The organism is Stenotrophomonas maltophilia group sp. P373 (assembly GCF_053295075.1).
On record NZ_CM129994.1, the window covers coordinates 3,122,716 to 3,137,057 of the forward strand.

The window sequence follows — 14,342 nt, forward strand, 5'->3', positions numbered from 1 at the left end:
GCAACATACGCATGCGAATGGTTAGACTGGACGCCTCGCCTCGCGCCCCGGACCCGCATGAACGCCCGCCTGTTCCGCTTCGGCATCAACCTGTGGCCACCGTTCCTGTTCACCGGCATCCATGTCACCCGCATCACGCCCGATTACCGGCAGATCGACGTCGAGCTGCGGCTGCGGCCGTGGAACCGCAACTACGTCGGCACGCATTTCGGCGGCAGCCTGTTCGCGATGACCGACCCGTTCTGGATGCTGGGCCTGCTGCACATCCTCGGCCGTGACTACTACGTGTGGGACCGGGCCGGTGCGATCGATTTCCTCAAGCCTGGCCGGGGCACGGTGCGCACCTCGTTCCGCATCGACGATGCGCTGCTGTCCGAACTGCGTGCCGAAGCGGCGGGCGGCGAGAAGGTGCTGCGCTGGTTCAGCAACGACGTCGTCGACGAAAGCGGCGAGGTGGTCGCCCAGGTGCGCAAGCAGGTCTATCTGCGGTTGAAGCCACACGCGCGCTGATCCGGCGCGGGCGCTGTCCTCTGCTGCCCTGGCAGGGAGGCTCCGATGCGCGCGTATGCGCGTGCACCTGCGGTGCGACGCGGAGCGAAGGCAGCCGCGAGGATGACGAGGACAGCGCGCACTGGCCGCCGCTGCTCAGTCGCGCGCGGCGGCGGCCGGGGCGTCCCCTGCCACCAGCGATACCGACAACCATGGGCTCTCGTCGGTGCTGCGCGGCGCTGAGCGCCGCGGTACCTGCAGGCGGCGGCCATCGGCCGACAACTGCGGTGTCCGCACCTGCGAGCGGAACTGGGCAGGCAAGCGCTTCAGCGCATCCACAGGGTCCTCGGCCTGCTGTCGCAGCCAGCGTTGCGCACCGATCAGCCGCACCATCGCGGCGGCATCCTGGGGCCGTGACGAATAGGCGGGATAGGCCGGGCCCGCGATATCGGCCAGCACGCACCCCATGACGTTCGACAGGCAGCCGAAGTCATGCTGCGGCGGTGCCGGTACCGGCAGCGGACGATCCGCCTCCAGCGCGGTCATCGCCGCCGCGCCACAGGCCCAGCCCAGGTTGCCCGCCACTCGCGCCAGGGTGCTGCTGCGATCGAGTACCAGCACGCCACCGAACTCCTGCGCCGAGGTTTCGATCGCAGCCCTGCTCATCGCATACTCGCCCTGCATCGCACGGCACAGGCTCTGTTCGGCGGCCCGCATCGGCTTCATCGCCTGCTCGCATTCCGCTGGCAGCGGTTGGTCGGCCGGCAGTTCGACCAGCATGTCGGCCAGCAGCTGGGCATTGGCCTGCACCAGGCTGGCACCGATGATGCTCTCCACCAGGTAGTTGCCGCCCGTCACCAGCCGGCGGCCCAGCTGCAGCCCCCGGCAACTGCCACGCAGCGCACCGTCGATATCACCCTGCACATACGCCAGCGCGCGTGCGCTGGTGGCGTCGATCACCAAACCATAGGCCGGCATCGGCACCAGGATGCCTTCCCCTTTTGGCCGGAACGGCGACACGAAGTGATCCGCATCGGCCAGCTGGTCCAGGCGCGCATGCAGCTGCTGGTGGCCAGCGTGGGCATCGACGAAGCGCTGCGGGTCCGCACGCACCTGGCCGAGGCAGTCACTGGCGGTCGGTCCGCAGCTGGCCGAAGGCCGTGAATGCAGCTCGACGTGGTCTTCTGCCAGCTGCGGACGGGCGCCGCCATTGCCGCGCGGATCCGCCTCCCAGCGCTGTACATCCCGGGCCAACGCCTGATCGCGCTGGTCCGGGTCGAGATCGTCGAACGCGAGTGTCCACAGCAGCGCAAAGCCGTTGCGGCCATCAGCGGGCAGGCGGGCCTGCAACCGCTGCTGGGCCTGCAGCCGTGATTCCGGCACCGGCCACATGCGCGAGGCGCACCACACCACGATGGCCAGCACCAGCAGTCCTGCCAGGGCCCAGCCCAGTCCGCGCAGAATCTTCAACACAGCTTCCCTTCCATGCATCGTTGCCGCAGTCGATCCCCCAGCGTAATCGACCGGCCGTGGCCGCTACAATGCGCGCATGTCGCTCGAAGCCCCCGCCCTGGTCCCCCGCCCCTCCCTGCAGCGCCTGTTCCTGACCGGCCTGCTGACCCTGCTACCGATCTGGCTGACCTGGGTCGTGGTCAAGTTCGTGTTCGTGCTGCTTTCGGGCATTTCCAGCCCATTGGTGGTGCCGCTTTCCGAGCAGATCGCGACAAGCTTCCCGCATTACCTCGGTTGGGTCCGTGCCGAGTGGATCCAGAACACCATCGCCCTGCTGGCCACCCTGCTGGTGATCCTGGCGGTGGGCGTGGCCAGCCGCCGTGTGCTCGGCCAGCGCCTGCTGCGCTGGGTCGGCGCGGTGATCAAGCGCATTCCGTTGGCCAGCATCATCTACGACAGCGCCAAGAAGCTGCTGGACATGTTGCAGACCGAACCGGGCAGCACCCAGCGCGTGGTGCTGATCGACTTCCCGCACCGCGACATGAAGTCGGTCGGGCTGGTCACCCGCGTGATCAAGGAGCACGGCACCGACCGTGAACTGGCCGCGGTGTACGTGCCAACCACACCGAACCCGACCTCGGGTTACCTGGAGATCGTGCCGGTGGAGCTGCTGACCCCGACCGACTGGACCGTCGACCAGGCCATGAGCTTCATCATTTCCGGCGGTGCCGTCGCACCGTCCAGCGTTCCGTTCACGCGCGCAGGCGAACGCAGCGAATGACAACCGCAGCGCCGATCGAGCGCCCGCTGCAGGACCGCGCGGTCCTGCTGTTCATCGTGCTGGCCGCGTTCTTCTGCGGCAACGCCGTGCTGGCCGAACTGATCGGGGTGAAGATCTTCGCGCTGGAAGACACCCTCGGCATCGATCCGCTGAACTGGAACCTGTTTGGCCAGACCGGTTCGCTCAGCTTCACCGCCGGTACCCTGCTGTGGCCGGTGGTGTTCATCATGACCGACACGATCAACGAGTTTTTCGGCAAGCGCGGCGTGCGCTTCATCTCGTGGTTGGCCGTGGTGCTGATCGCCTATGGCTTCCTGTTCGCCTTCGCAGCGATCTCGCTGGCGCCGGCCAGCTGGTGGGTCACCTCGATGGACGGCCACGGCGTGCCGGACTACCAGGCGGCATTCGCCGCGGTGTTCGGCCAGGGCATGTGGACCATCGCCGGTTCGCTGGTGGCCTTCCTGCTCGGCCAGCTGATCGACGTGGCCGTGTTCCATCGCATCCGCCAGGCCACCGGCGAGCGCCACGTGTGGCTGCGTGCGACCGGATCCACCGCGATCTCCCAGGTGGTGGACAGCTTCGTGGTGATCTGGATCGCCTTCGTGCTCGGCCCGCAGCACTGGCCGACGTCGCTGTTCCTGGCCGTCAGCAGCGTCAACTACATCTACAAGATGGGCTTTGCGGTTGCCTTGATTCCACTGCTGTACCTGATGCGGCGTGCGATCACCCGCTACCTGGGCGCAGACAGGGCCGCCGCGCTGCGCGCCGCGGCCGCGGCTGACTGAAGCCCCAGCGGCAAAAAGCTGACTGCGCCTTCACGCTGGCCGTACGCGGCCGGATCGTGCAAGCTCCACGGTCTGTGTTCCACGGAAGCTCCTGATGCCGCATCCCACCCGCGCCCTGGCCGCCGCCATTGCCGCGTTGTTCCTGTTCAGTGCCATGCCGTCGGCCGAAGCAGCGAAGAAAAAGGCCAGCCGCCCTGCCGCTGCGCAGACCCGCCAGGCTGCCAAGCCCAAGGCCAGGCCCGCCCGCGCCACCGCGCCGGCGCGTGGCAGTTCGGCGCGCCGCGCCGCGCCCCGCCCGGTCGCCCCAGCCCGGGCCGTACCCAAGCAGGTGCAGCTGGAGCGCCTGTACGACGAATACTGGGATGCCTCGATGCGGTTGAATCCACTGCAGGCGACCTTCCAGGGCGAGGCCCGCTACAACGACCAGCTGCCCAACATCCTGTCCGCCGCCTGGCGCCAGCAGTCGCACGACTTCACCACGCAATGGCTGGGCAAGGTCGAGAAGCTCGGCAGTGACGGCCTGCAGGGCCAGGACCTGCTCAGCTACGAGATCTTCGTGCGCGACGCGCGCGCATCGCTGGCCGCCGAGCGCTACCCGAGCTGGATGATGCCGATCAGCCAGTACTACAACATCGGCAGCATCATGGCGATCCTCGGCTCCGGTGCGGGCGCGCAGCCATTCAACACCGTGCAGGACTACGACACCTGGTCACGCCGTTCGCTGGGCATTCCCGAGCTGTTCGACCAGGCCATCGACAACATGCGCCAGGGCATGAAGGCCGGCGTGGTGCAACCACGCGACCTGATGGAAAAAGTGCTGCCGCAGCTGGATGCGGTGATCAAGCCGACCGCCGAGGAGAGCATTTTCTGGTCGCCGATCCGCACCATGCCGAACACCATCCCGGCTGAGGACAAGGCGCGCATCAGCGCCGAATACAAGCGCATGATCGAGCTGCGCATCATGCCGGCCTACCGCGCCCTGCGCGGCTTCATCGCCACCGAATACCTGCCGGCCACACGCACCAGCAGCGGCCTGGGCGCATTGCCCGATGGCCAGGCCTGGTACGCCAACCTGATCGTGCAGACCACCGCCAGCGACCAGACCGCCGCACAACTGCATGCGCTGGGCGAACAGCGCGTGCAGGAACTGCAGGCGCAGATCGCCACGGTGATGAAGGATGCCAAGCTGCGCGGCTCTCCCACCAAGCTGCTGCGCAGCATGCGCAACGACCGCCAGTTCCAGTACGGCGACGCCAACACGCTGATCAACCGCTACCGCCAGGTGCAGCAGCAGGTCAGCGCACGCCTGCCGCAGGTGCTGGATACCTTGCCGAAGGCACCGCTGGAGGTCCGTGCGGTGGAGCCGGAGCGCGCACTGACCGCCGCCGCTGCCGCCTATCAGCCGTCGGCGGCCGGGCAACCGGGCGTGCTGTACATCAACACCCGCGACCTGCCCAGCCGCAAGCGCTGGAACGTGCCGGTGCAGTACCTGCATGAAGGGATCCCGGGCCACCACGTCCAGCTGGGCCTGCAGCAGGAGCTGGCCAAGCTGCCACGCTTCCGCCGCCTCGGTGGCGATCTCGCCTTCGTCGAAGGCTGGGGCCTGTACGCCGAAACGCTGGGCGAGGACCTGGGCATCTACACCGATCCCTACGACCGCATCGGCTACCTGTACTCGCGCCTGCTGCGCGCCGCCCGCGTGGTGGCCGATACCGGCGTGAACGCCCAGGGCTGGAGCAAGCAGCAGGCCGTCAGCTACCTGCAGAAGACCGTGGACATGAGCAGTGACGACGCCAACGCCGAGGTGGAGCGGATCATGGCCCAGCCCGGCCAGGCACTGTCGAACGTCGCCGGCCTGACCACCATCGTTGCCCTGCGCGACAAGGCCAAGGCGCGCCAGGGCGCCGCCTTCGACCTGCGCCGCTTCCACGCCGAACTGCTGAAGGACGGCTCAATGCCGCTGGACGTGCTTGACCGTAAGATGGAACGCTGGATGGTGCAGCCGGCCAGCACTACGCCCACGCCTTCACCTTGACCCCTCCGGAGCCGTCATGCGCCCTGCCGTCGCCCTGTTCGCCGTCGTGCTGGGCCTGCTGCCTTCAACGGGTATCGCCGCACCGGTGCTGAAACCACCGGATGCGGGCATCGACGGCCTGATGCAGGCCTACGACGGCCAGGTACCCGGCGCTGCAGTCCTGGTGCTGCACGACGGGCAAGCGGTGTTCCGCCGTGGCTACGGCCTGGCGGTGGTGGAGGACGGCACCGCCGTCACCCCGGCCAGCAACTTCCGGCTGGCCTCGGTCAGCAAGCAGTTCACCGCTGCGGCGGTGCTGCTGCTGGTGGAGGATGGCCGGCTTGGGCTGGATCAACCTGCCCGGCAGTGGCTGCCCGAACTGCCCCCGGCTGCCGCGGCCATCACGATCCGCCAGCTGCTCTCGCACACCGGCGGCCTGCTCGACTACGAAGACCTGATGGATCCGGCTGACACTCGGCAGGTGCATGACGCCGATGTGCTGACCCTGCTGTCGCGCCAGGACCGGCTGAACTTCGCGCCGGGCACGCAGTACCACTACAGCAACAGCGGCTATGCGCTGCTGGCACTGATCGTCGGCCGCGCCTCCGGCCTGGATTTCGCAGCCTTCCTGCAACAGCGCATCTTCCGCCCGCTAGGCATGGCCCACACCGTGGCCCATCAGAACGGCATCAATACCATCGCCGCACGCGCCTATGGCTACAGCTGGATCGATGGCCGCTGGCAGCGCACCGACCAGAGCGCCACCAGTGCCGTGCTCGGCGATGGCGGGATCTACTCCTCGCTGGACGACCTCGCCCGCTGGGATGCGGCGCTGTACGACGACCGCCTGCTGTCGAAGGCCTCGCGCCGCGCGATGTCCAGCCCGGCCACATCGACATCCGAACCGGATGTGCCGCACTACGGCTTCGGATGGCGCCTGAACGGCCCGGTGCAATGGCACAGCGGCGAAAGCATCGGCTTCCGAAATGTGATCGTTCGATACCCGGAAAAGCACTTGACCGTGATCGTGCTGACCAATCGCAACGATCCCGAACCGTACCCGCTGGCGCAGAAGATCGCCCAGCGCTGGCTGGACACCCTGCAATGAACACCGGTTCCGACGCCCTGCTGGGCATCCACCACGCGGCACTGATCTGCAGCGATTATGCGTGTTCAAAAGACTTCTACGTCCGTATCCTCGGCCTGCGCGTACTGGCCGAGAACCACCGCGCCGCGCGAGACTCCTGGAAGCTGGATCTGGCCCTGCCCGACGGCAGCCAGCTGGAACTGTTCTCGTTCCCCTCGCCACCGCCCCGCCCCAGCCGCCCGGAGGCCCAGGGCCTGCGCCACCTCGCGTTCCGGGTCGCTGCGCTGGAGCCGTTCATCGAACGCCTGGCCAGCCACGGCGTGGACTGCGAACCGATCCGCGTGGACGAATACACCGGCCGCCGCTTCACCTTCTTCGCCGACCCGGATGGCCTGCCGCTGGAGCTGTACGAAGTCGGTTGAGGCCCCGGGGGTCAGATCCCTTTTCCGACGGAAAAGGGATCTGACCCCATCGCCGACCCCATCGCCGCCACCGGAAACATCATCCACGCATGGCGTGGATCTACCGTGTCGACCAAGGTCGACACCTACCAACAGCCGAAGGAATTTGTCAGAGGTGGGGCGGTGTGGGTGGGCAGGACCGTTGGCGCCATGGATGGCGCCATCGAGCCCCCAAGGATGGGTTTACGGCGTGTCCTGCCCACCCACACCGCCCCGCCATCCCACGGAATCCCGCCGTTGAGGTTGCCGGCCAGCGGCCGGCACTACCGCGGGTGCAGGGCGCAACCCTGCAACGCCCCCCTTCCCCATACTCCGCCGAATGGGTATACAGTCGACCCATGCCGGCACCGTGCCGGAATGAACCCTGGGAGGGGACCATGCGCAAGACCTTCAAGACCCTGCTGCTGGCATTGCCGCTGTGCCTGGCCGCACTCTCGGCGCAGGCCGCCGACGGCGCCGCCGGCCGCTGGAAGACCATCGACGACAAGACCGGCAAGGTGAAGTCGATCGTCGAGATCACCCAGGCCTCCAACGGCACGCTGACCGGCAAGGTGGTCGACATCCTGCACTCGGACAAGGGCCCGAACCCGGTCTGTGACGGCTGTGAAGGCGCCAACAGGAACAAGCCGGTGAAGGGCATGACCATCCTCTGGAACCTGAAGGCCGACGGCGCCAACAAGTGGTCCGGCGGCACCATCCTCGACCCGGCCAACGGCAAGACCTACAAGTCGAAGATGGAACTGCAGCCCGGCGGCACCCGGCTGGACGTGTCCGGCTGCATCGCCTTCATCTGCCGCGCGCAGACCTGGCAGCGCGAATAAGCGCCCCGCACCTCCGTCAACCAGTGACCCGGCCCCGGCCGGGTCACGTCGTTGCGGGCATGCGATAATCTGCGGTTCCCCTCGGATCCACCCGCGACCATGACCCGTACCGCGCTCGTCACCACCGCCCTGCCCTACGCCAACGGCCCGCTGCACCTGGGCCACCTGGTCGGCTACATCCAGGCTGACATCTGGGTACGTGCGCGGCGAATGAGCGGCGGCAGGACCTGGTTCGTCTGCGCCGATGACACCCACGGCACACCGATCATGCTGGCCGCGGAAAAGGCCGGGGTCACCCCGGAAACCTTCATCGCCAACATCCAGGCCAGCCACGAACGTGACTTCGCCGCCTTCGGCGTGGCCTTCGACCACTACGACTCGACCAATTCGGCGGCCAACAAGGCGTTGACCGAGCAGTTCTACCTGAAGCTGGAAGCGGCCGGCCACATCAGCCGCCGTTCGGTCGCGCAGTTCTACGACCCGGCCAAGGGCATGTTCCTGCCCGACCGCTACGTCAAGGGCATCTGTCCGAACTGCGGCAGTCCCGACCAGTACGGCGACAACTGCGAAGTCTGCGGCGCGACCTACGCACCGACCGACCTGAAGGAACCGCGTTCGGTCATCTCCGGTGCCACGCCGGAAATGCGCGATTCGGAGCACTTCTTCTTCGAGGTGGGTCACTTCGATGCGTTCCTGCGCGAATGGCTGGCCGGCGATGTCGCCCTGCCGGGCGTGAAGGCCAAGCTGGGCGAGTGGCTCAATGCCGAGGGTGGCCTGCGCGCGTGGGACATCTCGCGCGATGCGCCGTACTTCGGCTTCCAGATTCCCGGCCAGCCGGGCAAGTACTTCTATGTCTGGCTGGATGCACCGATCGGCTACCTGTCCAGCTTCCAGACCCTGTGCGGCAGGATCGGTGAGGACTTCGAAGCGCACCTGCGTGCCGGCACCGCCACCGAACTGCACCACTTCATCGGCAAGGACATCGTCAACTTCCATGGCCTGTTCTGGCCGGCGGTACTGCACGGAACCGGCCACCGCGCGCCGACCCGCCTGCACGTCAACGGCTACCTGACCGTGGACGGCGCCAAGATGAGCAAGTCGCGCGGCACCTTCGTGATGGCCCGTACCTTCCTCGATGCCGGCCTGGAGCCGGAAGCGCTGCGCTACTACTACGCCGCCAAGTCCGGCGGTGGCGTCGACGATCTCGACCTGAACCTGGGCGACTTCATCGCCCGCGTCAACGCCGACCTGGTCGGCAAGTTCGTCAACCTGGCCAGCCGCTGCGCCGGCTTCATCAGCAAGCGCTTCGACGGCCAGCTGGCCGCGCAGCTGCCCGACGCGGCGCAGTACCAGCGCTTCGTCGATGGGCTGGCGCCGATCCGTGAAGCCTACGAGCGCAACGACCCGGCTGCGGCGATCCGCTTGACCATGACCCTGGCCGACGAAGCCAACCGCTACATCGACGACGTCAAGCCGTGGGTCATCGCCAAGCAGGAAGGCGCCGATGCGCAGCTGCAGGCCGTGTGCAGCCAGGGCCTGAACCTGTTCCGCGTGCTGGTCACCGCCCTGAAGCCGGTGCTGCCGGCCACCGCCGCGCAGGCCGAGGCCTTCCTGGCCGCGCCGGTGAACGACTGGACCGAGCTGGCGCAACCGCTGCTGGGACACCGCATCACCGAGTACACCCCGCTGTTCACCCGTATTGACCCGAAGAAGATTGACGCCATGATCGACGCCTCCAAGGACACCCTGCAGCCGGCGGCTGCCGCTGCCCCCGCTGCCAAGCCGGCCGCCCCGGCCCCGGCCCCGGCCAAGGACGAAGCAAAGAGCGCCGACGCGCCGGCCTACATCGGCATCGACGATTTCGCCAAGCTCGACCTGCGCATCGGCAAGGTGCTGGTCTGCGAGTTCGTGGAAGGTTCGGACAAGCTGCTGCGCTTCGAACTGGACGCCGGCGAGCTGGGCAAGCGCCAGATCTTCTCCGGCATCCGTGGCAGCTACGGCGAACCGGAGAAGCTGGTGGGTCGCAGCGTGGTATTCATCGCCAACCTGGCCCCGCGCAAGATGCGCTTCGGCCTGAGCGAAGGCATGATCCTGTCGGCCGGCTTCGACGGTGGCGCACTGGCGCTGCTGGACGCCGACAGCGGCGCGCAGCCGGGCATGCCGGTTCGCTGATGCCTGCAGCGGGCGTGGTTACGGCCACGCCCGCCGGCAGCTCCGGCCCCGGGAGGCAACGCGATGGGAAGCAACGCAATGGAACTGGCGCTGTTCGACTTCGACCACACCGTGACCACCTGCGATACCTATGGCCGCTTCCTGCGCCGCGTGGCCACCGCCGAACAGCTGGCACAGGCATGGTGGAAAGTCGGGCCGTGGCTGGCCGCGTACAGGTTGAAGCTGATCTCGGCCGAACGCATCCGTGCACGCGTCACCCGCCTGACCTTCAGTGACCGCCACAGCGATGACATCGCCACGCTGGCCGCAGGCTTCTCGCGCGAGTTCCTGCCCGACGTGGTGCGCCCGGAAATGCTGGAGCAGATCCGTTGGCACAAGGAACAGCAGCACACCGTCGTGATCGTGTCCGGCTCGCTGGACCTGTACCTGCGGCCGTGGTGCGAGCAGCTGGGCCTGCAGCTGATCTGCAACCGGCTGGAAAGCCAGGACGGCCGCCTGACCGGCCGTTACGCTGGTGGCGACTGCGGCCCGCGCAAGGTCGAGCACATCCGCCGCCAGTTCGATCTGTCGCGCTACGTGCGCATCCATGCCTATGGTGACAGTTCCGAAGACAAGCCGATGCTGGCGCTGGCCCACGAGCGCTGGTTCCGCGGCAAGCCCCTGAAATAACCCAACGCGCAGCCTTCGCCACGCATGAGCCTGATCCCGCCCCTGACCGAACGCCTCGACCGCCTGCTGCCGCAGACCCAATGCGGGCAATGCGGCTATGACGGCTGCCGCCCGTACGCGCAGGCAATGGCACGTGGCGAGGCCGGTGTGGACCGCTGCCCGCCGGGTGGCGACGCCGGTGCACGGGCGCTGGCACAGGTGCTCGGCGTACCGGCGATTCCGTTCGATCGTTCGCGCGGCGAGCACAAGGCGGCCCAGGTGGCGTTGATCGTCGAAGCCGACTGCATCGGCTGCACCAAGTGCATCCAGGCCTGCCCGGTGGACGCCATCGTCGGCGCCGCCAAATACATGCACACGGTCATTGCCGACCTGTGCACCGGCTGCGAGCTGTGCATCCCCCCGTGCCCGGTGGATTGCATCGAGCTGGTGCGCCTGTAACAGGGGTCAGATCCCTTTCCGCAGGAAAGGGATCTGACCCCATCCCGCAGTTACGGCACCGCTGCCGTCACCACGATCTCGACCTTCCACTCGGCGTGGGCGAGCTTGGCTTCGAAGGTTGCGCGGGCCGGAGTCGCGCCCTCGACCACCCACTCGTCCCACGCCTTGTTCATGCCGTCGAAGTCGGCGATGTCGGCCAGGAACACTTCCGCACGCAGCACGTGCTGGCGATCACTGGCGACCAGCGCCAGCAGCTTGTCGATCTCCGCCAGCACCTGCCGGGTCTGGCCGGTGATGTCCTGGCTGGTGTCTTCCGGAATCTGGCCGGAGAGGTAGGCGACCTTGTTGTACACGGTCATTTCGGACATGCGCGGTCCGACGTCGTAACGCTCCATCATGGGCGTGGCTCCTGCGGGTGATCAGGCCCGCATTGTCCTCCAATCCGGTCAACGGTGGGTGCACGGGTCCCCCGCGCGACGCGTCACTACCGGGCTCCGACACATCTGCTGGTCAAATGGCGGCGACAGGCGCACGATGCGCCACGCCCCGCGTTGACACCGCACTCGCCCCTCCTGACGCACCCTTGCGCCGATGACCGCAGCCACCAACCCCGCCGCCGCTTCCTCCACCCCGGCATGGAAGCGGGTCCTCACCATTGTCGTTCCCCTGCTGATCCTCTCGCTGGCCCTGCATGGCCTGGCCAGTGAATTCGATGAGCACGGCTACCGCGCCATCCGCCAGGCGTTCCGCCAGCTCAGTGGCCTGCAGATCACGCTCACCGTGATGCTCGGCCTGGCCAGCTACGCCTGCCTGATCGGCTTCGATGCCATCGGCCTGCGCCGCAGCGGCATCCGCGTGCATCCGGCACGCATCGGCATTACCGCCTTCCTTGCGCATACGCTGGGCCAGACGGTGGGCTTTGCCGCGTTGACCGGTGGCGCAGTGCGCCTGCGTGGCTACCGCAGCGCCGGCCTGGACCTGGCGCAGATCGGCCAGGTGGTGCTGATGAGCACGCTCGGTTTCGTGTTCGGTGCGTGGCTGTTGATCAGCGTGGCGCTCTGCATGGAACCGGCGGCAGCGGCGTTGGCATTGCCACTGAATCCCGATGCCGTGCGCATCGTCGGCATCGTCGCCCTACTCGCCTATCTGGGTACCGTGCTGCTGGTCGGTCGCGATGGACGGCAGCTCAGCGTGTTCGGCCATGCGTTGTGGCTACCCGACCGCCGCACCATGCTCGGCGTCACCGTGCTCAGCGTGATCGAGCTGGTGCTGGCCAGCGCCGCGTTCTATGTGCTGCTGCCGGACTCGACGCCCACCGGCCTGCCCGGCTTCGTCGGCCTGTACCTCGTCGCGGTACTGGCCGGGCTGGTCTCGACCGTGCCGGCCGGCCTGGGCGTGTTCGAATGGAGCCTGTTGAAGCTGTTGCCCCAGGTGGCACCGGCGGCGGTGCTGGCGGCCGCGTTGATCTACCGCGTGACCTATTACGTACTACCGCTGGTGCTGGCCACGTTGCTCGCCCTTGCGCCCGCGCTGCGCCAGCCGCTGCAGGCCAGTGCCGGGGCAACCCGCGCAGGCTGGAACGCACTGCGCCCATGGTTGCCGCAGATCATCGCGCTGGCGGTGTTCAGCATCGGCGCCGCGCTGGTCATCGACGGCACGCTGCCCACGCCACGCCGGCACCTGGTGAATGCCTCGCTGCCGATCCTGGAAACCTCGCACCTGATCGGCAGCCTCAGTGGTGTCGCGCTGCTGCTGATCGGGCAGGGCCTGGCCCGTCGCAGCCACGCGGCGTGGATGCTGGCGATGGCGGTGTGCGTGGTCACCCCGCTGCCGCTGTGGCTGCGCGGTGGCCAACCGTTGATCGCCGTCTCGGCGGTGCTGGTGGCGATGGCGCTGTGGGCTGCGCGCCGCGAGTTCTACCGCCAGGGTGCGCTGCTGGATGAAGCCTGGTCGTGGCCGTGGCTGCGCAACCTGGGGCTGGTGCTGGTGGCGGTGACCTGGCTGCTGTTCTTCACCTACAGCCATGTCGAATACCAGAACGAGCTGTGGTGGCAGTTCGCGGTCTCCGGCAACGCACCGCGCGCGTTGCGCGCGTTGCTGGTGGTGGCCATCGCGCTGGTGATGTTCGGCCTGGCGCGGCTGCTGCACAGCACGCGTAGCCCGCTGCCCGCCGCCGATGAAGCGACGCTGCAATCGCTGGCGCCGGTCCTGGCCGGTGCCACCGACACCCAGGCCTGCCTGGTGCTGACCGCTGACAAGGCAGTGCTGCGCGATGAAGCGAAACTCGGCTTCGTGATGATGCAGCGCTATGGGGGTTCGCTGATCGCGATGGGCGACCCGGTCGGCCCGCCGGACGTCGCCCGCGCATTGATCTGGCGCTTCCGCGAGGAAGCCGACCGCCTCGGCCTGCGCCCCGTCTTCTACCAGGTCGGCGAGACTTACTGGCAGACCTATCTCGACCTTGGCTTGGGGCTGGTCAAGCTGGGCGAAGAAGCGATGGTGCCGCTGCATGATTTCGGCCTGGAAGGGCGCGAGCGCGCCGACCTGCGCCAGGCCTGGAACCGGGGCAAGCGGGGTGGCCTGTCCTTCCGCGTGGCGCCCGTGGAGGAAATTCCCAGCCTGCTGCCGCGCCTGCACGCGATCTCCAACGCATGGCTGGAAGACAAGGCCGGCGACGAAAAGGGCTTCTCGCTCGGCAGCTACGACCCGGATTACCTGGTGCGCTTCCCGGTGGCGCTGGTCGAGGCCGAAGGCCAGATCGTGGCCTTCGCCAATCTTTGGCAGGCACCGGCCGGCGCCGAGCTGTCGGTGGACCTGATGCGCCACGTCAGCGAAGCACCGAAGGGCACGATGGACTTCCTCTTCATCGAGCTGTTCCTGTGGGGCCGCGCACAGGGCTATGCACGTTTCTCGCTGGGCATGGCGCCGCTTTCCGGGCTGGCACAGCATCGTCTGGCTGGCCGCTGGAACCGGCTGGCCGGCCTGCTGGCGCGGCATGGCGAACGTTTCTACGGGTTCAGTGGCCTGCGCCGCTTCAAGTCGAAGTTCGATCCGCAGTGGCGGCCGCGCTATCTCGCCGCGCCCGGCGGCATGCACCTGCCGGCGGCGCTGCTGGACGCCACGCGCCTGATCTCTCTGGACCCGCGGCGCAACTGACGACCCGCGCCACCCGG

Annotated in this window: 13 protein-coding genes; 11 read left to right on the plus strand and 2 right to left on the minus strand. The window is 67.7% G+C overall.

Annotated elements, in window-relative coordinates:
• The first annotated feature begins 57 nt into the window (after window positions 1–57).
• Window positions 58–510 carry a DUF4442 domain-containing protein gene (locus ACSYHF_RS14575; RefSeq protein ID WP_005418128.1) on the plus strand — a complete coding sequence of 151 codons (453 nt, stop codon included), beginning with the start codon at window positions 58–60 and terminating at the stop codon, window positions 508–510.
• A 135-nt stretch (window positions 511–645) separates the two neighbouring features.
• Here ACSYHF_RS14575 and ACSYHF_RS14580 read toward each other — a convergent pair whose 3' ends face one another.
• A complete protein-coding gene (locus tag ACSYHF_RS14580; protein WP_447575756.1) occupies window positions 646–1,962 on the minus strand; it encodes a hypothetical protein in 1,317 nt (438 codons plus the stop codon).
• Between the two features lie 76 nt (window positions 1,963–2,038).
• Between ACSYHF_RS14580 and ACSYHF_RS14585 the strand changes: the two genes are divergently transcribed.
• The 9 genes from ACSYHF_RS14585 to rnfB all read left to right on the plus strand — a co-directional run bounded on the left by ACSYHF_RS14585 (window position 2,039) and on the right by rnfB (window position 11,169).
• Complete coding sequence (locus ACSYHF_RS14585) at window positions 2,039–2,722, plus strand: DUF502 domain-containing protein (RefSeq protein WP_005418129.1); 684 nt, start codon at window positions 2,039–2,041, stop codon at window positions 2,720–2,722.
• On the plus strand, window positions 2,719–3,507 hold the full coding sequence (locus ACSYHF_RS14590) for a queuosine precursor transporter (protein WP_061479667.1): 789 nt from the start codon (window positions 2,719–2,721) through the stop codon (window positions 3,505–3,507). Before ACSYHF_RS14585 ends, ACSYHF_RS14590 begins: the two co-directional genes overlap by 4 nt.
• Before the next feature lie 94 nt (window positions 3,508–3,601).
• Complete coding sequence (locus tag ACSYHF_RS14595) at window positions 3,602–5,542, plus strand: DUF885 domain-containing protein (protein ID WP_065196955.1); 1,941 nt, start codon at window positions 3,602–3,604, stop codon at window positions 5,540–5,542.
• A gap of 16 nt (window positions 5,543–5,558) precedes the next feature.
• Window positions 5,559–6,629 (plus strand): serine hydrolase domain-containing protein, encoded by a 1,071-nt coding sequence (locus tag ACSYHF_RS14600; protein ID WP_447575757.1) that lies wholly within the window; start codon window positions 5,559–5,561, stop codon window positions 6,627–6,629.
• Window positions 6,626–7,030 carry an SMU1112c/YaeR family gloxylase I-like metalloprotein gene (gloA2, locus tag ACSYHF_RS14605; protein WP_053498965.1) on the plus strand — a complete coding sequence of 135 codons (405 nt, stop codon included), beginning with the start codon at window positions 6,626–6,628 and terminating at the stop codon, window positions 7,028–7,030. The genes ACSYHF_RS14600 and gloA2 overlap by 4 nt, the downstream gene beginning before the upstream one ends.
• 416 nt (window positions 7,031–7,446) lie before the next feature.
• Window positions 7,447–7,890: a DUF2147 domain-containing protein gene (locus ACSYHF_RS14610; protein ID WP_005418143.1), complete on the plus strand. Its 444-nt coding sequence runs from the start codon at window positions 7,447–7,449 to the stop codon at window positions 7,888–7,890.
• 99 nt (window positions 7,891–7,989) lie between these two features.
• On the plus strand, window positions 7,990–10,062 hold the full coding sequence (gene metG, locus ACSYHF_RS14615; protein WP_065179247.1) for a methionine--tRNA ligase: 2,073 nt from the start codon (window positions 7,990–7,992) through the stop codon (window positions 10,060–10,062).
• 78 nt (window positions 10,063–10,140) lie between these two features.
• Window positions 10,141–10,731 (plus strand): HAD family hydrolase, encoded by a 591-nt coding sequence (locus tag ACSYHF_RS14620; protein ID WP_005418147.1) that lies wholly within the window; start codon window positions 10,141–10,143, stop codon window positions 10,729–10,731.
• Window positions 10,732–10,755: 24 nt separating this feature from the next.
• Window positions 10,756–11,169, plus strand: coding sequence for an Rnf electron transport complex subunit RnfB (gene rnfB, locus ACSYHF_RS14625; protein ID WP_447575758.1), 414 nt, complete (start codon window positions 10,756–10,758; stop codon window positions 11,167–11,169).
• Window positions 11,170–11,219: 50 nt separating this feature from the next.
• On the opposite strand, the gene ACSYHF_RS14630 is transcribed toward rnfB, so the two are convergent.
• Complete coding sequence (locus ACSYHF_RS14630) at window positions 11,220–11,567, minus strand: RidA family protein (RefSeq protein ID WP_005418155.1); 348 nt, start codon at window positions 11,565–11,567, stop codon at window positions 11,220–11,222.
• A 193-nt stretch (window positions 11,568–11,760) separates the two neighbouring features.
• Here ACSYHF_RS14630 and mprF point away from each other — a divergent pair, with 193 nt between their 5' ends.
• Window positions 11,761–14,325, plus strand: a complete 2,565-nt coding sequence (gene mprF / locus ACSYHF_RS14635) for a bifunctional lysylphosphatidylglycerol flippase/synthetase MprF (protein WP_447575759.1) — start codon at window positions 11,761–11,763, stop codon at window positions 14,323–14,325.
• Window positions 14,326–14,342: the final 17 nt, after the last annotated feature.

Bases quoted from the DNA above. Each gene is read 5' to 3' on its own strand.
- metG (WP_065179247.1), top strand. From the start codon at position 7,990: ATGACCCGTACCGCGCTCGTCACCACCGCCCTGCCCTACGCCAACGGC.
- mprF (WP_447575759.1), top strand. From the start codon at position 11,761: ATGACCGCAGCCACCAACCCCGCCGCCGCTTCCTCCACCCCGGCATGG.
- ACSYHF_RS14620 (WP_005418147.1), top strand. From the start codon at position 10,141: ATGGAACTGGCGCTGTTCGACTTCGACCACACCGTGACCACCTGCGAT.
- gloA2 (WP_053498965.1), top strand. From the start codon at position 6,626: ATGAACACCGGTTCCGACGCCCTGCTGGGCATCCACCACGCGGCACTG.
- ACSYHF_RS14590 (WP_061479667.1), top strand. From the start codon at position 2,719: ATGACAACCGCAGCGCCGATCGAGCGCCCGCTGCAGGACCGCGCGGTC.
- rnfB (WP_447575758.1), top strand. From the start codon at position 10,756: ATGAGCCTGATCCCGCCCCTGACCGAACGCCTCGACCGCCTGCTGCCG.
- ACSYHF_RS14610 (WP_005418143.1), top strand. From the start codon at position 7,447: ATGCGCAAGACCTTCAAGACCCTGCTGCTGGCATTGCCGCTGTGCCTG.
- ACSYHF_RS14585 (WP_005418129.1), top strand. From the start codon at position 2,039: ATGTCGCTCGAAGCCCCCGCCCTGGTCCCCCGCCCCTCCCTGCAGCGC.
- ACSYHF_RS14595 (WP_065196955.1), top strand. From the start codon at position 3,602: ATGCCGCATCCCACCCGCGCCCTGGCCGCCGCCATTGCCGCGTTGTTC.
- ACSYHF_RS14600 (WP_447575757.1), top strand. From the start codon at position 5,559: ATGCGCCCTGCCGTCGCCCTGTTCGCCGTCGTGCTGGGCCTGCTGCCT.
- ACSYHF_RS14630 (WP_005418155.1), bottom strand. From the start codon at position 11,567: ATGATGGAGCGTTACGACGTCGGACCGCGCATGTCCGAAATGACCGTG.
- ACSYHF_RS14575 (WP_005418128.1), top strand. From the start codon at position 58: ATGAACGCCCGCCTGTTCCGCTTCGGCATCAACCTGTGGCCACCGTTC.